Annotated in this window: 12 protein-coding genes and 3 pseudogenes; 7 read left to right on the forward strand and 8 right to left on the reverse strand. The window is 48.5% G+C overall.

Features of this window, described 5'->3' with window-relative positions; genetic code table 11:
* The first annotated feature begins 174 nt into the window (after window positions 1–174).
* Window positions 175–1,311 carry a DUF6544 family protein gene (locus tag GSQ62_RS03760; protein ID WP_161888268.1) on the forward strand — a complete coding sequence of 379 codons (1,137 nt, stop codon included), beginning with the start codon at window positions 175–177 and terminating at the stop codon, window positions 1,309–1,311.
* Between the two features lie 198 nt (window positions 1,312–1,509).
* Window positions 1,510–2,661, forward strand: a complete 1,152-nt coding sequence (locus GSQ62_RS03765; protein ID WP_161888269.1) for an SRPBCC family protein — start codon at window positions 1,510–1,512, stop codon at window positions 2,659–2,661.
* 94 nt (window positions 2,662–2,755) lie between these two features.
* Here the strand turns inward: GSQ62_RS03765 and GSQ62_RS03770 are convergent, their stop codons facing one another.
* Together GSQ62_RS03770 and GSQ62_RS03775 are read right to left on the reverse strand one after the other, a co-directional pair.
* Complete coding sequence (locus tag GSQ62_RS03770; RefSeq protein ID WP_161888270.1) at window positions 2,756–4,378, reverse strand: bifunctional aminoglycoside phosphotransferase/ATP-binding protein; 1,623 nt, start codon at window positions 4,376–4,378, stop codon at window positions 2,756–2,758.
* A 101-nt stretch (window positions 4,379–4,479) separates the two neighbouring features.
* Complete coding sequence (locus tag GSQ62_RS03775) at window positions 4,480–5,529, reverse strand: response regulator (RefSeq protein WP_161888271.1); 1,050 nt, start codon at window positions 5,527–5,529, stop codon at window positions 4,480–4,482.
* Between the two features lie 663 nt (window positions 5,530–6,192).
* Here GSQ62_RS03775 and GSQ62_RS03780 point away from each other — a divergent pair.
* From GSQ62_RS03780 to GSQ62_RS21220, 3 genes and pseudogenes are all read left to right on the forward strand, one after another.
* On the forward strand, window positions 6,193–7,032 hold the full coding sequence (locus GSQ62_RS03780; RefSeq protein WP_161888272.1) for a universal stress protein: 840 nt from the start codon (window positions 6,193–6,195) through the stop codon (window positions 7,030–7,032).
* A 216-nt stretch (window positions 7,033–7,248) separates the two neighbouring features.
* Window positions 7,249–7,407: pseudogene (locus GSQ62_RS03785) on the forward strand (transposase); the annotation flags it as partial.
* A gap of 257 nt (window positions 7,408–7,664) precedes the next feature.
* Window positions 7,665–8,557, forward strand: a pseudogene (locus GSQ62_RS21220) (IS982 family transposase).
* Between the two features lie 15 nt (window positions 8,558–8,572).
* On the opposite strand, the gene GSQ62_RS03800 reads toward GSQ62_RS21220, so the two are convergent.
* From GSQ62_RS03800 to GSQ62_RS03810, 3 genes are all read right to left on the reverse strand, one after another.
* Window positions 8,573–9,094, reverse strand: coding sequence for a nicotinate-nucleotide adenylyltransferase (locus GSQ62_RS03800; RefSeq protein ID WP_161888276.1), 522 nt, complete (start codon window positions 9,092–9,094; stop codon window positions 8,573–8,575).
* Window positions 9,095–9,149: 55 nt separating this feature from the next.
* Window positions 9,150–9,500, reverse strand: a complete 351-nt coding sequence (locus GSQ62_RS03805) for a hypothetical protein (RefSeq protein ID WP_161888277.1) — start codon at window positions 9,498–9,500, stop codon at window positions 9,150–9,152.
* A 73-nt stretch (window positions 9,501–9,573) separates the two neighbouring features.
* Entirely contained in the window at window positions 9,574–10,212 is a 639-nt protein-coding gene (locus GSQ62_RS03810; protein ID WP_161888278.1) for a rubrerythrin family protein, read from the reverse strand.
* Window positions 10,213–10,367: 155 nt separating this feature from the next.
* On the opposite strand from GSQ62_RS03810, the gene GSQ62_RS03815 reads away from it, so the two are divergent.
* Window positions 10,368–11,063: a P-type ATPase gene (locus GSQ62_RS03815; protein WP_202621835.1), complete on the forward strand. Its 696-nt coding sequence runs from the start codon at window positions 10,368–10,370 to the stop codon at window positions 11,061–11,063.
* A gap of 29 nt (window positions 11,064–11,092) precedes the next feature.
* Window positions 11,093–11,317, forward strand: coding sequence for a hypothetical protein (locus GSQ62_RS03820; protein WP_161888279.1), 225 nt, complete (start codon window positions 11,093–11,095; stop codon window positions 11,315–11,317).
* Between the two features lie 2 nt (window positions 11,318–11,319).
* Here the strand turns inward: GSQ62_RS03820 and GSQ62_RS03825 are convergent.
* The 3 genes and pseudogenes from GSQ62_RS03825 to GSQ62_RS03835 all read right to left on the reverse strand — a co-directional run bounded on the left by GSQ62_RS03825 (window position 11,320) and on the right by GSQ62_RS03835 (window position 17,457).
* Window positions 11,320–12,461, reverse strand: a pseudogene (locus tag GSQ62_RS03825) (IS3 family transposase).
* 347 nt (window positions 12,462–12,808) lie between these two features.
* Window positions 12,809–14,341: a RagB/SusD family nutrient uptake outer membrane protein gene (locus GSQ62_RS03830; protein ID WP_161888280.1), complete on the reverse strand. Its 1,533-nt coding sequence runs from the start codon at window positions 14,339–14,341 to the stop codon at window positions 12,809–12,811.
* A 14-nt stretch (window positions 14,342–14,355) separates the two neighbouring features.
* Window positions 14,356–17,457 (reverse strand): SusC/RagA family TonB-linked outer membrane protein, encoded by a 3,102-nt coding sequence (locus tag GSQ62_RS03835; protein WP_161888281.1) that lies wholly within the window; start codon window positions 17,455–17,457, stop codon window positions 14,356–14,358.
* Between the last annotated feature and the right edge of the window lie 1,500 nt (window positions 17,458–18,957).

Genomic DNA, 18,957 nt, shown 5'->3' on the forward strand with positions numbered 1-18,957 from the left:
TAGCACCCCTTCCATCACATAGCAAGCCGGCCAGGATGAAGCATACAGTATTCTTTTCACTTTTCCCTTTGGCATATGCTGGAGGTCGAGGCTGATAATCCTGTTGGAAGCACGTGATGAGGTGTCTGGTTAATATTAGAACCTTTATTGCTGAGCCGGTATATCCCTTTGCCCATGTTACGCTTCCTGTTTGCTTTCCTTCAGTTGGTGCATGGCCTCCTCCACCTCCTGGGCCTGGCCAAAGCCTTTGGATATGGCCAGCTTACTCAGCTTAACCTGTCCATCCCGAAGCCAGTCGGGCTTCTCTGGGGATTGGCGACCCTGCTGTTTTTGGTTTCTGCTGTTTTATACCTTCTCAAAAGAGAATGGTGGTACGTAGGTTTAGTGGCAGTTCTTCTTTCACAAGCTTTAATTTCATTGGTCTGGCAGGATGCCCGATATGGCACCCTTGCCAACTGCATCATTATAATAGTGGGGATTGTAAGCTATGCAGACTGGAGATTTGACAGGAAAGTAGAAAAAGAGGTCGCTTCCTTATTCGCTGAAACGGCAGGCAACTCCCTCATCGTAAAACCTGAAATGCTCTTGGCTTTGCCCCCCGTGGTGCATAGGTGGGTGCTGCGGTCTGGAGTGGTGGGTAAAGAATGGATGCACACCGGGCGGCTGAAACAAAAAGGAGCCATGCGCACCAAGCCGAATGGCCGTTGGATGATGTTTGAAGCAGTGCAGTATGTTGCACTAGATGAGCCAGGGTTCAACTGGCAGACTAAAGTGCAGCTCGCTCCCGGATTTTACCTGACGGGTAGAGATAAATACGAAAACGGTCAGGGAGAAATGCTGATCAAACTCCTGTCGCTGAAAGAAGTGGTCCATGACGGAGGGACAGAACAAATGAATCAAGGCACCCTCCTTCGCTATCTCGGCGAGATGTGCTGGTTTCCTGCAGCGGTGCTGCAACCTTATATCATATGGGAATCAATTGACTCTTTTTCGGCAAGAGCTACGATGAAATACGGAGGAAGCAAGGCGACGGGAGTTTTCTTTTATAACGAAGCAGGCGACATCACAGCTTTTGAAGCCATGCGGTACGGGAACTTTAACGGCAAGATGTCATTGGAAAAGTGGCGTATCGAAACCAAGGCATACCGCGACTTCCGGGGTATTCGGGTGCCTTCCAAACTTGAAGTAACATGGAAACTGAAAACAGGTGACTTCACCTGGTTGAAATTGGAGCTGACAGACTTGCAGTTCAACAATACAGAAAGATATTTGCTCTTCACAAACATTCAGGAACAGCACCCGCATCCTTAGAGAATAAAAGAAAGGCACCTGCCCGAGATAAAAGACGTTGCCAGGGCCTTCGCTCCCCGCTCTGATGAAAGAGCTGCTGTTCTGGACTTAATCCCCTGCCCTTACCTACTGTCTGTACAGCACACTGCCAGCTTGTATAGTTTCTATTATGGACACAGTAACCAGAATAGAGAAGAGTAAACTAAATCTGCAATGCATATGAGAGCCATTCAGGAACAACTGCCTCAGCCGCGCCATACGGAAGTACAACGCGTTTTTGTAAAATCCCCGCCGGATGTTGCCTGGGCAGCAGCACGGCACTTTGATATGGCCACTATTCCATGGGTGCGGCTCTTGTTTGATATCCGGTTGCTGCCCGCCCGCCTATGGGGGCACCAACCTGCTGAGTCCGACAGACGATTAGGCGTGGATCAGGTGACAGAAAGTGGCAAAGGGTTTATGGTGGTACACGAGAATCCGGGCAAAGAAGTGGTGGTGGCATCCGTCGGTCAATTCTGGCATGCCAACATTCCCTTTGCCAAAATTGAACCAGCGGATTTCAAATCCTTCCAGACGCCAGGTTATGGCAAGTTAGCCTGGGCCATTGCCGTGGAGCCTTATCTAACCGGAAGCACTCTTAGCCTGGAGCTGCGCATTACAGCCACGGATGAGGTTAGCTGGAAAAAACTGAGTGCCTATTATAACCTTATTGGTATCGGCTCCAGACTTATCCGCGATGCCTCTATGCACCATCTCGTTGCCACCCTTGGCAAACTGCACTTGCCGGATGACGACGAGCGGGCATTGCCGGGTGATGAGCTGTTGCCAAATGCCCCTTATGCGCTGACGCACCACATCAATGTTGAAGCGCCTCCTGAAATTGTGTGGTCTTATCTGATGCAGCTGGGTTGCGACCGGGCCGGCTGGTACAGCATTGACTGGCTCGACCATGGTGGGGAGCCCAGCGTGGATCACCTGGTGCCTGGTTGGGAAAAAAGAAGCGTTGGCGATAAGGTCGCAGCCACTCCTGCCCAGGACGGATTTTTTGAGGTGCTGGCCGTAGAAGAAAACAAACTTTTCGCGTTGGGCGGTGAAGCAGAACATTTTGGAGCTCCCTATAAGATGCGCTGGGCCTTTGTTCTGGAACCGATTGGTGCCGATGCAACTCATATGGTAAGCAGAGTCAAAGCTGAATCGACTCCTAAGTGGGCTGAGTGGCTGATGGGTAATGTGCTTTATCCCTCGGTTCATGGTTTTATGTCCGGAGCGCAGTTGAGGCATATCAGGCAACTGGCTGAGCGGGATGCTCAAATGCGCAAAACGCCTGTCGCTGCTGTTGCAGGAGCCCGAGGGGTTTCCGGGCAGGAATAAAACAGGAACATACAGGATCTGCTCTCCGCCCATATGCAGGAAGACCTAGCCAAGTACAGCGCAGGTGTGTCATACCTGTCTTGACTGTAGGGGCTCAATCTCGCTTAGGCAGTTGTTGTCGGCTTTGAGGATGGTTTAGCAATGAGAGCTGCTGGAGGACATGAGTAACAAGCTCCTCTTTGTCAGCTTCCGCATTAACCCGGAGCAAATGCTTTAAAGGTACTTCTTCCGGCTCCTGATACATATGCCGGAGCAAATCAAAGTTCTCCAGGCGTGCATCAGACACAACCTCTTTCTCTTTGTCTCTTTGCTTCAGCCTTTTTTTAATAGCCTCGTCTGAAGCTATCAGCTCCACGAAAAGGTAAGGGACACCTAATCTGGACAAGGCCTCCACAAAGTGCGTGCGGTGCCTGGCTTGCCCGAAGGTGGCATCCACCAGTACAGGCCGCTGGCTGCTTATTTGGGAAAGGGTGTTGCTGAGCAAAACCTGATAAACCTGGTCCGTGACCCGCTCGGTATATAGCCCTTGCCTTATCTCTGAAGGAGTGCGGTGGTATATGGGTAGTTGGAAGCTTTCTTTCCGGGTAAAATCGCTGTTTACATATTTCCACCCCAGTAGGTCGGCTAAGCTATGCGCCAGGGTGCTCTTACCGCTGCCGCTCCTGCCGCACAAAAGGAGGACAGCGGGGCCTGAGCCAAAGAGCGCATACTGCAACGCAAGGCGAAGGTATTTGCTTACCATTTCTTGGCTCTTAAGGCGCTCAGAAGCTGGCACTTCCCGCTCCTGGGACCTGATATATTCCACCTTGGCGCGTACACAAGCCCGGTAACACATATAGAAGTCAGCCAGCAGGTTCATATCAGGGTCCTGCAGCAAGGCAGCCATATGGCCCATGACAAAGGAAGCAAGGTCCGGGCGGCCATGAAATCCAAAATCCATAGCCAGAAAGGCAATGTCGGAGGCTACATCTATATACCGAAAACGGTCGTTGAACTCAACGCAGTCATAGATACAAATCTTGCCCTGTTGGACGTGTACGTGGTCCAGGCGAAGATCACCATGGCAATCCCGTATCTTTTGCTCCCGAACACGTCTCTGGAATAGATTCAGGCTTTGCTCAAGAAAAAGCCTGAAATAATTTTGAATAGCATCCAGCGCCGCCGCATGCGCTGCGTCACCAGCGTGTTGTCGCAAGACGGTTATATTATCCTCAATGCTCTCCCTTATTACCTCCAGACTTCCGTAAGAAGATACAAAAGGTTCTGGGGGATGCTTTTCATAAAACTCCTTTAGAATAGCCAGGATAGTATCCAGGGTTAAGGTTGTTACCTGATTGGCCTCCAGCAACTGGTCCAAAAAATAGCCATCCTGCAAACATTTCATTTTCAAAGCATACTCCACAATCACTCCATCTGCCCCAAAGGAGAGTTGGTCCTGCTTCTGCGCGATGGGCAAGACCTCCAGGTAAAGGTCAGGGCATAAGCGGCCGTTGAGTTGAAGCTCTTTTTCACAGTTGCTTTTTCTTTCTTCTAAGCAAGTAAAGTCCAGAAACCCCAGGTCCACATGCTTTTTAACTTTATAGACATACGGAGGCACGATGGCCAGCACAGAAGCATGCGTCTGGCGAATCTCCACTTCAGTCGGATGGTGGGGATAGGAAAGAGGGTGGCGCAAGAACGAGATAATCTTTTCCTGTAACGCTTTAGATGCTGCCATTCTTTGCCATTTAAGTAAGGCAGGGAGACTTAGACCCGGCGAAAACACTTAGCCGACACACTGCCGGAAACATGGCTAAGGCAATCAAAAAATGCATTGTTTTAATTTCGCATTTTTTGCAGTCGCTGCTTGTTGACGATCAGTATTTTACCATCCGCCATATCGATCAGCCGCTCTTTTTTGAAGTCGCTCAGGGTGCGAATCAGGGATTCTGTGGAGGCGCCAACTATGCCGGCTATGTCATGACGGCTGATTTGGATAGCGCCACTCCCTTCCCCTTCCGTCTTGTACTTAGCATCTAAAAAGAGCAAGGAATCCGCCGTACGTTTGCGCAGGGAATCGTAAGCCATGCCAGAAAGCAATTTCTCTCTTGCTGAGACGCTATTGGCAAGCATCTTAATCAAGCGTTTCGCCACATGACGATCCTGGTAAAGCAAAGCAAGGAACTCATTTTTAGGAATCACAACAATTTCAGAGTCTTCCATTGTTTCGGCTGTTTCCTGGTGCTCTGTTTCTTCAATCAAAGACAGGTAGCCAAAAAAATCTCCTTCCTTGCAAATCTCGGTGATCAGCTCCCTTCCTTCCTGGTTCGTGCGGTATATCTTCACCTTTCCTTTCTTCACATAGAACAACCTTGAAGACTCTACTCCCTCAAAATAAAGGACGTATTTACGCTTATAAAGGTAAACCTTCTTATCCTGTGTTAGATACTCCAATTCCTTGTACTGCCTGGCGGTTTCGATAAGTTCCTTCAGCCTTTCAATGGATGGAACAACATTCCTTTTCAAGGCACCTGCTTTGCCTAGTCGGTCGCTGATGGCGCTTACCAGCTCACTTTCCTGAAAAGGTTTAGTAATATACTCGTCTGCTCCGGATTCCATTTCTTTAGGTATAGCTGCGCGGTCTGCCAGAAAAATGAAAGGAACAGCCTCCAGCAGAGGGGTTCTACTAAAAGCATCCAGCACGCTGTACCCGTCTATGGCAGGCATCTGTATATCACAAATCACAATGTCAGGCTTTTGCTGTAAGGCTATCTCAACACCCTGCTTTCCGCTTCCTGCTTTGTAGACTTGATAATGCGATAACTCCAGCATCTCAGCCACGTTTTCCCGCAGCAGCTCATCATCTTCAATGACCAGAACTTTTTGCATAACCTAACCGGGCTTCTTGGTGAATACTTTGCGCTTGCCGTATTAGTTGGGACGCGGGCGGTATAAAGTTCCGCTAACGTGGTGACAGATATCTGGTAAGCGAAGGCTTGCTTCGGACAGTGGGGAGGACCAAGAAACAGACTACTGTGCCTGTGTGTTCATTTCTCCACTAATCATAGGGGCAACGGGCCTTTCTCTAGCAGCTAAATCCTGTTGCTGCCTGCGCCAATGTAGGCCATCTCCCTTGGATTCGATTCTCCTGCTTTCCATAGCATCGCCAACTCTATTGCGATGTAACCCCGGTTCAGAAGGATAAGAAGCGCCTCCGCAGGGAGTTGTTCACAGTATACATGCTTTCACCATGGAAAATATTGTATATTAACCAGTTAAACGCAAATCCTAAGGAGTAGTGATATGCATACACTAAAATTTAGACCTATTTCCCTATATTATTAGATTTATTTTACCAATTTCTGTTTTAGCTGCTGATAAATAAGCTACATTTCACTGAAAAGGACACAGGGGCTTTATCTGCTGCAAAAATTGGAATTTGCCTCTTTCAACATCAGAAGCATGTTCGTTTGATGTTCTTTTCAATGCAGAAAGGGGAATGGAAACTAAGTTTGCAGGCAGAGAGTTCAGATTTAAACTGAAGAGGCTATCATGGAAACAATTTTATGTCCTACCGATTTTTCCCAAAGCTCAGAAAATGCGATCCGCTATGCTGAGGAACTTGCCCAGCGCATGAACTCCCGCATCGAGCTGTTCCACAGTGTTGTCGAGCCAGACCCCTCCTCTACTGGCAGCCCTCAGGTTGCACCTGCCAGAGACCCTGCATACCACCAGGTGCAGAAAAACAAGCTGGACCTCCTAAAATGCAAATTAGAAGATGCCGAATGGGGAATCCCAATAGCCTATCATACCCAAGTAGGATATGGCTACCCCGGTGACACCATCCCGCTACAGGCCTCCGAGGTTCAGGCAGACCTGGTGATAATTGGAAACGAAAAGGCGAATGGGTCCGAGGAAACCTTTCTGAAATCAGTGGCGGCGGATGTAATAAAAAAAGCTCCTTGCCCTGTGCTGCTCATACCGCCAACAGCTGCTTTCAAACCAATCTATAAAATTGTGTTTGCCACTGACCTGCAGGGTGAACCGTATAGCGATATGTCCCTTGTATTTAAGCTGGCAGGCCTTTTCGAGGCGGAAATACTGTTCCTGCATGTATTAACAGACGAATTTACCGGCAGCCCGGATATAGCCAAAGCCGAGTATGAGCGGGAACACAAGCGCTTCTCTTACAAGAACACTTCCTTCCACACTGAACGCGGCACCAACCTCGAGGACAGTCTTAGCCAGTTCTGCCGCCGTCACAAAGCAAACTTTTTGGTGATGGGGTATCATCCCCAGCGCTTGTGGCAGCATCCGCATCGCCAAGATTACAGCCTAGAAATGGCTTACCATACACTCCTCCCGCTCCTGATCCTCCATTACCACCGTTAACTTCAGTTGCAGCACAAGCCACGGAGGCAAGCCTGCCGCTTACCATCTGTAAGTTCGCAATCTCCAGCCACCGCACCGCCCTTTGAGGTGCGTCGTCCCTGAAGGACATTAGCAATTATAAAGTTAATAGTACTTTGTCCTCAGCAGGCTTAACGCGGAATGCCTTCTTCTGGTGTTGTAGCTTTGCAGCCGACTGCCAGCAAGATGCATGAGCAGAAAGGCTTCAAGGTACTGCCCAGAAGGTGGGTGGTGGAGAGAACATTTGCCTGGACGCTACATGCAAGGCGCCTGAGCAAAGACTATGAGAAAAACAGAACAAACGCACAGAGTATGATCTATCTGGCCATGATCAGCATAATCTTAAAAAGGATTTAATTCATTTTAAAACAGTTTCTGAGGATGAAAAAAATTAATGTTAATGCTCGTGGTAGCTTTTGGTACAAGTGCTGCCGCCTTTACCCAAACGCATGTGCCGGAACATGTAAAACAGCTTCAACAGGGAGTATAACAATGCGAAGGGGGTAGAATGGAAAGAGAAGAACGGCGAGTATCATGCTAAGTTTAAAATGAATAACACCATGCATTGGGCAGAAAATAAGGCCGATGGAACTTTAACAAAGGAGGGCCATGACATACCGGTTAATAAATTGCCAGCTGCTGTTTCCTGCGCCAATAATGATTTCTGCCTGGAGCTGAAGGAATACTTGGCTTTCCATCCCCTACAAGCGGGGCTCTAGCCGCGCCATCTGGCTGGCCGCAAGCACGGCTTAAGTGAGAGCGAGGTGCTCACCCTCCTGGTGCTCTACCACATGTCGGGCTTTAAGTGCTTCCTGTACTACTACGAGTGCCTGGTCCTGGAGGAAATGAGAAGCTACTCCCCCGGGCCGTTTCCTACACCCATTTCCTGGAACTGGCCAGGCAGGCGCTGCTGCATGCTTTTCGCTTGGCCCACTACCGGGCAGGCCGCTCCCAGAGAAGCGGGCTCTATTACACCGACTCCAAGAAGCTGCCGGTGTGCGACAACCGCCGCATCCACTCCCACAGGATCTTCGGGGAGCTGTCCACCCGCGGCAGGGGCTCTACCGGCTGGTTCTTTGGCCTCAAGCTGCACCTGGTGACCAATGGGCACAGCTAACTGGTGCGCTTCCTGCTCACTCCGGTCAACGTGGCCGACAATAACCCGAAGGTGCTCTCCTTTCTGCTCTCCGGGCTCAAAGGCAAGTGTTATGGCGATAGAGGCTATCTCTCCTCCATTTATGAGGAACTACTGGAGGAGGGCCTGCACCTAATCACCAAGGTGCGGCGCAACATGAAAAACAGACTCCTTACCCTCTCTGACAAGGCCAACTTTCTCAAGCGTGGCAGTATCGAGGCAGTCAACGACATTCTGATGGCGGAATGTGATATCGATCAAACCCGCCACCGCAACCGAATGAACGCCTTGGCCCAGATTCTCTCCGGCCTTACCGCCTACACGTTTCTGGACCAGAACAATGGCTTCAGGCCTGCCAGAATTTATGCTTAATTGCCGAGTTCACGTTTACTTAAGAAATTCTCCATTTTCATCTGTTGTTACCTTAATGCGTTTATCTCCGTTCTCCAATAAAATTTTATATCTTTTTGTAGCCCCTGTTGATTCGTGGTAGTTTACCAAATACACATCTCTGGTGATCTTCCATTCCGGGAACCTTTTACTCACGGCTTGTCTCACTGCTGGCGGCAAGGCTGTATCCTTAAATTTCTCCGCAGTGCGCAAAAGTTTTCCGTCTTTATCATAGGAAGCCAGAATCTTGCCTTCGGGAATGTAAAAGGAAACAAAATAGTTATCATATTCATCTTCGTAAAATGATGCAGTTTTTATATCATAAGCTGCAGCTTCCCTTTCAAGGCGTTGCACAGGCATAGCCGTCTCCTTATCATTTACCGAGTTAAGGTATTTGTAGTTTACAGCGACTATTTTCACCTCGGGCAAGACGACATTCTGAGCGAAAGACTGGATGGTGAATCCAAAAATGAACACACCGAAACTTAACAAAAAACGCATGGAACTGTTCTTTTTCATGATTTCATAATTTAAAGTTATCAGATATGTAATATGTGATTTAAGATGGATTAACTTATATGATTGCATGCCCTATAAGAATAATTTTCCAAGCTGGAAGAGGTGAGAACCTGCATGGGGTGAGCACAAAGGCAAGGACAAATGGAATTTTAGACCCGGAGCGGTACTGAAGCAGCAAGGCGATCAGGGTTGCGAGGGCGGCGAGGGCCATGACCATGATAGCCACCTCCGCCTCCTCCTCATGCTCCTCTATCATGGCCTCCGACACGCCGGCCAAATGCTCCACCCGCTCCTCGGCCGGCTCGCCGGTCAGATATACCGGAACGGCCATGACAGCCATCGCCATGACGATGGCTGCTGCGATGGCTTTTATGCTTTTATCATCCCGCATGATCCACCATAGCATGACGGCAGCTCAGATAAGGGTGCCAATGATGGGATAATGGTTGAGCAGCAAGCGGATGTGGGTTGCGTCCATATTAATCGAGTCTGGCTGCCTTTGAGAGGGCTCCATACTCAATCCTCATGAACTCTTCCCCTTTGTGTTCAGGTTTTGGAGCCGGTTTTCCAGGGTCAGTGGCTATGGTGGAGCCAGTAAGAGAGCTGACATAGTAGTCCTGCTTTTTGTTCTTACCAAGGTTTTTCAGGGCATCCTTGAAAAGTTCCTCATGCTGCGCCTCCGCCTGCATGGCATAGGTAAAGGATTTCTCGGCCTGTGAAGCCTTCTCCTGTTTGGCTATTTTTACAAACTCCGGGTACAGCGCCTCGGTTTCCTGCTTTTCGCCTTTAATAGGCTCCTCCAGGTTATCACGGGTGGTTTCCACCTCTACTTCTTCATACTTTATTTTTGCGGGAGTGCCGCCCATTGCCTCGATCGCCCTTTTATGGTTCTGCATATGCACCGACTCCGACCTGGAGACTGCTTGGAAGAGATGGGCAATTTGCTTATGATTCTCCTCGGCTGCTTTCTTGGCAAACATTTCGTAGCGTCGTGAGGCGTTCGCCTCCGCCTGATAAGCCTTCTGCAGGTTATCCAAAGTCTGACTGTGTTTCTGAGATTGTGCACACGCCAAACTACCCAGAAGTAAAACAACCAATAAGATACTGAGTATTTTCATCTTTATAAAAATAGTTTAAGTTAACATTTTAATTATACAGGTTATATTACAAGGAGTTGTTGTATTGGATGTTATTCCGTCAACAAGCCGTTCTCTGCTGTGAAAGAGCCAGAGGAGTAGCGTATACAGGAATAGAACTTAATCCTACCCCTCTCATGCCTGAAGTAAAAATGCCTGAACAACGGATGTCCATCCAAGGGCTCAGCACAGAACAGGTGCTCGCCGCCAAGGAGAAGTATGGGCTGAACCGGCTGGAAGAGCGCAGGGAAATTCCGCTTTGGGCTGCCATTAAGCGCCTGGCTAAAGAGCCAATGCTGGTTTTGTTGCTGGTGGCTTCCCTGGTCTACTGTATCAGTGGCGACGTAGGCAACAGTATTTTCCTGGCTGCTGCTATTCTGATGGTGGCCGCCATATCCCTGTACCAGGACAACAGAAGCCGTAATGCACTGGAAAAGCTACGCAGCAACACGCAGCCAAACGGCAAGGTGATCCGCAACGGGCAGGTGGAGAAAATTAAAATCGGGGATGTGGTAATTGGTGATAAACTGATGGTAGAGAAGGGAGGTCTGGTGGCAGCAGATGGCAGTATCGTGCAGGCAAACGATTTCACTGTTGATGAGTCTATTCTGACCGGGAAGTCTCTGGCGGTGTTCAAAGACCAGCATCAGGAAGATCATTTTGTATACCAGGGCACTACAGTAGCCAGCGGCCTGCCCATTGCCACGGTGACAGCCATCGGCAACGGCACGAGGCTGAAGAGCATGGAAAGCATAGCGGAGGAGGTGACGCCTCTGGAACTACAGATCAACAGCTTTGTCAGGAGAATGGTATTGGGTCTTGTCCTGCTATAGGTTGACAGTTTTTCAAACGAACTATCCCTATGGAAGACCACAGTCGAGAACTACTTAACCGTTATCAGTATAGCGAGAAAGTCAAAGAGGCCGCTGCCTTTCGCGTACTTTTTGGCGGCGAAGATGCCAAGCAAATTATGCAGGAACTTGGCATTCAAAATGTCAAAACTATTCACCATTGGTGGCTGGCTACCAGCAAAAAATTGAGCAAGGGCTTATATCTTTACCTCCCGTTGTCAGCTCCCCAACTTTAGAACTACCCTGGAGTATATAATTCAACAGATTTAAATTCACTTCTGCTACCACCACTGTGAACACCCATCGCGTTTGCCCTGGCGTACTCCACCGGACTCATCCCTCCCAGGCTGTCATGGGGGCGGAGGTGGTTGTAGTCCCCCAGCCAGCCCTGGGCTGGCTGCCTGACCTGGTCCAGCGAGTCGAACAGATGCGCGTCCAGCACATGCTCTATGAAGGTGCCGTTGAAGCGCTCGATGAAGGCCTTCTGTGTCGGCTTGCCCGGCTAGATATAGACAAACCCGATGCCGTGCATGCGGCTCCACTCCTCCGTCAGCGAGGCAACAAAGTCCGGCCCGTTGTCCATCCTGATGCGCTTTGGCTTCTCCCCTCTCCTGATCAGGCGGTTCAGCACCCACACCACCCGGTTGCTCTTCAGGGAGAAGCCAACCTTGACGTGCAGCGCCTCCCGGTTATAGTCGTCCATCACGTGGAAAGAGCGGAATTTCACTCCGCTGGCCAGCGCGTCGCTCATAAAATCAACCGACCAGGTGTGGTTCACCTCCTCAGGCACCTGCAGGGGCTCCTTTACCCGCTCGGGCAGCCGCTTTTTGGCTTTCCTCCTGCTACTCAGCCCGATGTTCTTGTAGACCCGGTGCACGCGCTTGTGGTTCCAGGGCTTGCCTTCCTTGCGCAGCCGGTGGTAGGCTTTCCAGAAGCCCTCCCGCGGGTGCTGCTCGGCCTTCTGCCGCAGCGCCTCTTCCACGGCCGAGTCGTCCTTCTTGCTCTTGTAGTAGTAGACGCACTTGCTCAGTTTGAGCACACGGCACGCCCTGCTGATGCCTACCTCTGGCAAAGAGGCCACTTCCTGAGCTATCTGTCGCTTCTGGCAGGGCGTTAAAGCTTTTTTTTCGATAATCTCTTTGGCTACTTTCAGGTCCAGGGCCAGTTCGGCGTACATGGCCTTGGGGCGGCGGTTCTCCTCCTCCAGCTCCTTTAGCCGCTTTAGCTCTGTGGCATCCATGCCGTTGTAGCGAGAGCGCCACTTGTAGAAGGCCGCCTGGCTTACGCCATGCTCCCAGCTGATCTCTGCCGCGCTCTTGCCTGCTCGAACTCGTTGAGTATCCGGGCGATCTGCTGCGGGGGAAATGTTTTTCTCTTCATGAATAACTGTTCAAAGTTAAAGGTTTGACTCTACTTCAAAACAGTTCTGTTTGCTGTGGAGCTGACAAAAGTGAATAATGCCAGCAACAGACAGCCTGTGCTTTTGATCATGTTTTTCATGATTCTTCTTGTTTCATTCCCTTTGAAAAATATCGGGAAGGATCCTTAAATAACAAATACATCTAAAAAGATAGAGGCTATAAAACTATAGCTTATGTCTGAAAAGTAAGAAGGCTTTTGTTGACATGCTCAGGGATGCCCCGGCACGGCAACTCTATACTTGCCCAGGCTTCTGTCTTCATAGCCTCTAACCATGGGGCCAAGCGCTATCGCCTGCTTTGATCACCCTAATAGCCTGTATTCTGCTCTAAATTAGGATTCAGGGAGATTTCACCATCTGGGATCGGCAGATAATCATCCTTCTCACTGTTATAACCGCCGGGAAATTTCGTATTGATGAGTTCTCCTCCGTTTCCTCTGACTTCTATTGGATAGATATCTGGCCCAATATCCCACCTTCTTACATCAGCCCAATACAAGCCTTCTAAAGCAAGCTCTATGCGGCGCTCGTGCCTCATCTTTTCTCTCGCTTCATCTACGCTAAGATTCAAGGGGACAGGAGAAAGCTGCACATCAGTACGCTCTGTTCTGATCCGATTCAGTATAGTTAAAGCCTGGGCGACATCCGGCTCCCCCTTTTCAATTAATGCCTCCGCCTTTGACAACAGCACATCCGCATAACGCAGCACAATGAAATTAAGAGGAGACTGACCCGCCGTAATTTGCTGGTCTTCGATGGTATACTTCCGTATGCCGAATCCTACACGCTGGCCGGTGTGGTTCTGGATTTCATCAGGATACAGCTGCCCTTGAAAATAAGCACCCGGCCTTAGAATTGTAAACTCAAGCCGGGGATCACGGTTCTCATACGGGTTTGCCGGATCAACCGGTGAGCCATCAACTGTTTCGTAGGCGTCAACCAGATTCTGTATGGGGGCAACTGAATTAGAGCCAGGTATGCCGAACTTCAGGTTTTGCGGCTGCCAGTAGCGGTCAAATATACTGCCCTGTGAGAACGGGCCGCTCATAAACTGAACATCAAATATTACTTCTATGTTGTTTTCATTGGCAACCTGGAAAAGCCCTTGGTAGCTCGGGAAAAGATCATATACACCCAAATCAATCACCTTATCTGCATATTCCACTACTTTCTCCCATTCCGCTTGGTAAAGGTAGGCGCGCATTTTCATGGCTAAAGCAGCCCCTAGGGTAGCTCTTCCCGTTATGGCAGCACTTACGGGCAGCCTTTCGATTGCCTTGTCATAATCAGCATGAACCTGTGCCCAGGTTTCTTCTAATGATGCCCTTTCAAGTTGCTTGGATTCCTCAACGGATAAAGAGCTCGTGATAATGGGCACCCCTCCATAGCTATTGGCTAACAGGGAATAGAACACGCCTCTCAGAAAATACACCTCCCCCTTCATCACTTCCCTTTGCTCTTCAGCCATCTCCACCTTATCAATGTTCTCCAGGAAGAAGTTAGCGCGGTTTATACCTTTATAGGCTGCAGTCCACCTGCCTGTCACAATCCCGCCATCACCTGACTGAATGGTACCGTTGCCAACCTGCATGTGCATTCCTTCCCAGTGCGCCCACTGATGAGCGTTGGGGGAGGCAGCGTCCACACCGCCTCCATACCCATATATAAACCGGTCCTGTAGAACATTGTATACACCATATAAAGCCATGACGGCATCGTTCTCGCTCTGCCAGAAGGTATCCTGGACAATTCTGTCATCAGGTAGTACCTCCAAAAATTCTTCCTTGCAGGATGATATGCTCAACATTAGAGCGAACAGTACAGCTATCTGATATTTCATAATTGACACCCGGTTTAAAATTGAACATTAACACCCAGAGAAGTAGTCATTGGCACAGGATACAGACTGGCTCCTGAATCAAAAGTACTGCGCTCAGGGTCAAAACCTTCATATTGGCTTGATACAAACGAATGCAGGTTTTGGACGTTGATGTAGCATGTCGCTGATTTAACCAGTATGCCTTTCATCCAGGATGCTGGCAGATCATAGCTTAACTGGACATTTTTGATTTTGAAATAGGATAGGTCAGACATCCAGAAAGAAGACTGCTGGCGGTTCCAAGTGTCGTTGACCTTTATCATCGGTAAAGTGGTGCTCGGATTCTCCTTTGTCCAGGCGTCTCTCCACCTCTCCGTTACTGATCCACCTGAAATCCCCAAAGGCTCTGTCCACGCGTTTTGCGTATAGGCCGATACTCCCCCTATTCCTGTTGTCACTATATCCAGGCTGAGACTTTTATATGACACCCCTACGTTTAAACCATAGGTATATTTAGGAATAGTATTCCCAAGCACCTGCTTGTCCATAAAGTTTATTTTCCCGTCCCCGTTGACATCTTCATATTTTAGGTCGCCCGCCACAGGAGTATAGCTGTTGTTCGGGAGATGTTCAGAGGCCTCCTGATCGGTTTGATATACTCCAATTGCGTTTAATCCATATAGGGACCGGTAAGAATAGCCTTCACGAATCAGGTACAACTGATCAGGTGAGTTCTCGATGAATTTTACCACTTCATTTGTGACCACCGAAAAATTGCCGCCGACTCTATAGCTCCAGTCTTTATTATAGCTATCCGACTGATAGTTTACACTCAGCTCAACTCCGCTGTTGCTCATCTCTCCCACATTCTGCACAGGTGCGGAGACACCTCCGAGGATCAAAGGAATGGGCAGCCGCACCAGTATATCCTCTGTGTTCCTTTTGAAATAGTCGAACTCAAGATTAAGTCTGTTGTTCAAGACGCCCAACTCAAAACCGACGTCCACGGACTCTGTTGTCTCCCAAGAGATATCTTCATCCACAAGAGCAGTTACAGCCGCTCCAGGCACCAGTTGCCCGCCAACATTATAGCTTGTTCCATTATTCTGCGCGATAACTACCAAGTAGGGATAGTCTCCGGCGATTCCGCTGATATTCTGGTTGCCCAGCCTTCCCCAGGAGGCCCGCAGCTTCAGGTTATCAATAAAAGTGAAATCCTCCATGAAGGGCTCCTCACTCAAGCGCCATCCTGCTGAGAATGCAGGGAATACGCCCCATTTGTTCCCTGTCTTGAACCTGGACGAGGCATCTGCCCTAAGATTGGCCTCAAGCAGATACTTCTCATTAAAGTTATAGTTAATTCGCCCGAAATAGGACAGCATGCGCCAGGTTGTCTCATTTCCACTTGCTATTGCATTAGACGTTCCCGCGTCCACTTGGTGCAAACCTTCTTTCGGGGGATTTGATTTTTGCACCCCTGTAGTTTTGATCCGGCGCTCTTCCGTCTGCATACCTATTATCCCAGAAATAGTATGCCTGTCAGCAAAGGTCTTCTCATAATTGATAGTATTAAAATTAACCCAGTAAAATTCGTCAATGTTATTGCGAATGTTAGTTATGACTGAGGGATAGTCTAATGAAAGAGTCTCACGGCCTGCATCTGTGTAGGCGCGGTTTATCTCATTGTACCGATCCGACACATCATTGTTGAATTGCGCGTTATATGTTGTTCTAAAACTGAGGGAGGGAGCGATTTGAACAGTGGCGTTGACACTTGCATTCAGGTAATTGCTGGTATTTATGGTCCTGCCATTATACAGGTCGGGAAACGGATTCCGTGTGTCAACAATTGGGTCTCCTTTTCTATCCCCGTTTAAATACACGGCCTGGGTAGCACCAAACCTGCCGTCTCTGGTGTAAGGCGCACTGAATGGATGGCCGTTCATCATTAAGTACAGAACTCTATCTATGCCCTGGTAAGGGCTCTCGGAGTTCTTTCTCGTCGCCTGAACACGCCCACCTACTTCCAGCCAGTCATTCAGCTTGGAAGTCAGGCTTAGGTTAAGGCCAAAGCGCTCTGAGCTAGTCTCTTTCACAATACCGTCCTGATCCAAATAATTGAGAGACAGGTAATAGGATTGTTTTTCACTTCCGCCTCTTACCGAGATGTTGTGCTCCGTAATGGCAGCTGTCTCGAACACCTCATCAAAGTAGTTTGTATTAGGGTACAAATAAGGGTCCTGCCCGCTCCTGAAAGCCTCAATCACATCTGATGGGAAAAGGGGATCACCCCCATTATTGGTAACGGCAGCGTTCCATATTTCCATATATTCAGCACTGTTATCAATCAACTCGTACCTTCTGCCTAATTTCTGAAGGCCGTAGTAGCCATTATAGGAGAGCTGTGGGGGAGCATTGACACCCTTTTTGGTTGTGACTAACACCACGCCGTTGGCAGCCCTGGAACCATATATTGCTGCTGAAGCTGCATCTTTTAATACAGTCATCGACTCAATATCATTTGGATTGAGTTCTGACAAAGGACCCTCCACCCCATCTATCAACACTAGTGGGTCAGAGTTATTGAGTGTGCCAAATCCCCTTACCTTTAATGTTGCAGCGTCACTCCCCGGAGATCCGGAGTTTTGGCTTACCCAAACTCCAGAAACCTTCCCTGCCAGTGCCTGTGATGCATTGGTGATAGGCCTATTTTCGAGGGCCTCGTCAAACTCTACTGTGGATACAGCGCCTGTAAGATTAACCTTCTTCTGCGTCCCATAGCCAACTACCACAACCTCTTCAAGCGCTTCAGTGTCTTCCTGCAGCGACACAGCAATGGTTTTTCGGTCGCCGACGGCGACCTCCTGCCCTTCAAATCCAATAAAGGAAAAAACAAGCACAGGCTGTGTTACACCGTTCACATTGAGTGTGAAACTGCCATCGATACCAGTTACAGTACCGGTGTTCGTTCCCTTCAACAAGACAGAAACGCCAGGCAAAGGTTCACCATTAGCGTCTGTTACAACACCTGACACGGCTTCATCTTGATTCTTATTTGCAGGGGAGGCGGCAATTTCCAAATTAAGTTGCCCAATGCTCCCCGTGGCAGAGCTGCCAAACGGAGCAATTCCGAGCATGGCAAACAATAGCAGGGAGCATCTTCGGCGAGAGCCCCCATAGTTATTAGTAAGTAGAGTTTGATTCATAAAAAAATAAGAGTTGAGAGGTTATTATTTCCCTGTTTAAGAAGCTGAACTAATGTATCCGACCTGCACTGATATTGCTACCACTATGCATTGCTTGTCATCTTCAGCAGCTTCGTATGTTTATCTCTTTGTCATGTTTACAGCAGATTATGACTTCTACTAAGCCTGCTTCCCCTGTAGCTATAAAAGATTTTCTCATACCACCGTCTTTAAGATTGAAAACATTAATCGTTTAGCTTTCGCAGCAACTTTTTATTTTGATGCCAACTTGACAGAGGCAAATCTCCTGTTAAGCCTTCTCCGCTCCTATTGACATAAAGCCTTCCTCTATTCAGCAAATCACCCCTCCGCCACTTCCTCAATTCGTAACCAAGCCTACTGCTGTTTGCTTAGTCTTTTTCTGCGCTTGCCATAGTCCTTTAGCATTGGCTATATATTAAAAGCCTTACAGGAAAGAACTGCAATATCACCCAATTACTTTCTATATCTGTTCACTTTCAACGCCTTTATAACTGAAGGCAAGGCATGAAAAACTCTCCTGCTTAATACTCACCTTTCGAATCTAACAGCTAAATATTATAATCTAAGATTTTGTAGATAAACTCAAGGAGCAATTTTTTAATATTATACACAAGACTTTTTTAATTTTATTTAATAAATCAAATTCATTGATTTATATTTTTAGTTAACGAATTTGATTTAATTCTTCGAGGCTCAGTTTATGAATATTGATGCTTTCAGCACATCTTACTTACATTAATGGAGAGGCTAAGCCAGTAGCCGGGTAGTGCTGTATTGTGGTCATAGGGAGGCAAGGCATAGCTTAATGCTCCTCCCATGTACTTGTCTCCTGAAAAGCCTGGTGGCTTCGGGATAGTAAGCATTTTCCGCCAACCAACAGCAACATGTAGAAAAAAGTGTGGCAACAAAAGCCTGCTGTTGAATATGGTGAGCCGTGCTATTATGCGAGTTTAAGCAGGCTGTGCCACGGATAGCAGCAAGCATCAGGGGTTGCCCTTTCCCTGCTGCACATTGTTATGGCTGTACATCTTTCACTATTTTAACCTGCGGCGTTGGCAGCCCAGGCCCTGCCCCGCCTCGAGGGACGGCCTAATCCTAAAAGGGAACCTGCTGCTTCACTTTTTGGATTAGCACAGGCCAATTTCATGTTTCGTGCAGCTAAAACGCATGTTTTAAATACATGGTAGTGACAGGCAATGTTAGAGAATTGTCTGAGCAACAGCCTATGACACCGAAACAACAAGAAAGGATTAAAAGCAAAATTCGGCTGATCAAACATGCTCTTGCGGCTGACAAAAAAGGTGGGACGGTGCTTATGACGCCAGCGGGGTCTTCGCTATCTGCCACTCGCGCTTTACATAGAGTTTGACGATTTCCCGATCTGGCTTCGTCACCTCAACTGGTTCAACA

This window comes from Pontibacter russatus (assembly GCF_009931655.1).
GTDB lineage: Bacteria > Bacteroidota > Bacteroidia > Cytophagales > Hymenobacteraceae > Pontibacter > Pontibacter russatus.

Coding starts and splice junctions, on each gene's coding strand:
- GSQ62_RS03760 (WP_161888268.1), top strand. CDS start 175: ATGTTACGCTTCCTGTTTGCTTTCCTTCAGTTGGTGCATGGCCTCCTC.
- GSQ62_RS03800 (WP_161888276.1), bottom strand. CDS start 9,094: ATGAAAAAGAACAGTTCCATGCGTTTTTTGTTAAGTTTCGGTGTGTTC.
- GSQ62_RS03820 (WP_161888279.1), top strand. CDS start 11,093: ATGGAAGACCACAGTCGAGAACTACTTAACCGTTATCAGTATAGCGAG.
- GSQ62_RS03815 (WP_202621835.1), top strand. CDS start 10,368: ATGCCTGAAGTAAAAATGCCTGAACAACGGATGTCCATCCAAGGGCTC.
- GSQ62_RS03805 (WP_161888277.1), bottom strand. CDS start 9,500: ATGCTATGGTGGATCATGCGGGATGATAAAAGCATAAAAGCCATCGCA.
- GSQ62_RS03770 (WP_161888270.1), bottom strand. CDS start 4,378: ATGGCAGCATCTAAAGCGTTACAGGAAAAGATTATCTCGTTCTTGCGC.
- GSQ62_RS03775 (WP_161888271.1), bottom strand. CDS start 5,529: ATGCAAAAAGTTCTGGTCATTGAAGATGATGAGCTGCTGCGGGAAAAC.
- GSQ62_RS03780 (WP_161888272.1), top strand. CDS start 6,193: ATGGAAACAATTTTATGTCCTACCGATTTTTCCCAAAGCTCAGAAAAT.
- GSQ62_RS03765 (WP_161888269.1), top strand. CDS start 1,510: ATGAGAGCCATTCAGGAACAACTGCCTCAGCCGCGCCATACGGAAGTA.
- GSQ62_RS03835 (WP_161888281.1), bottom strand. CDS start 17,457: ATGCTCGGAATTGCTCCGTTTGGCAGCTCTGCCACGGGGAGCATTGGG.
- GSQ62_RS03830 (WP_161888280.1), bottom strand. CDS start 14,341: ATGAAATATCAGATAGCTGTACTGTTCGCTCTAATGTTGAGCATATCA.
- GSQ62_RS03810 (WP_161888278.1), bottom strand. CDS start 10,212: ATGAAAATACTCAGTATCTTATTGGTTGTTTTACTTCTGGGTAGTTTG.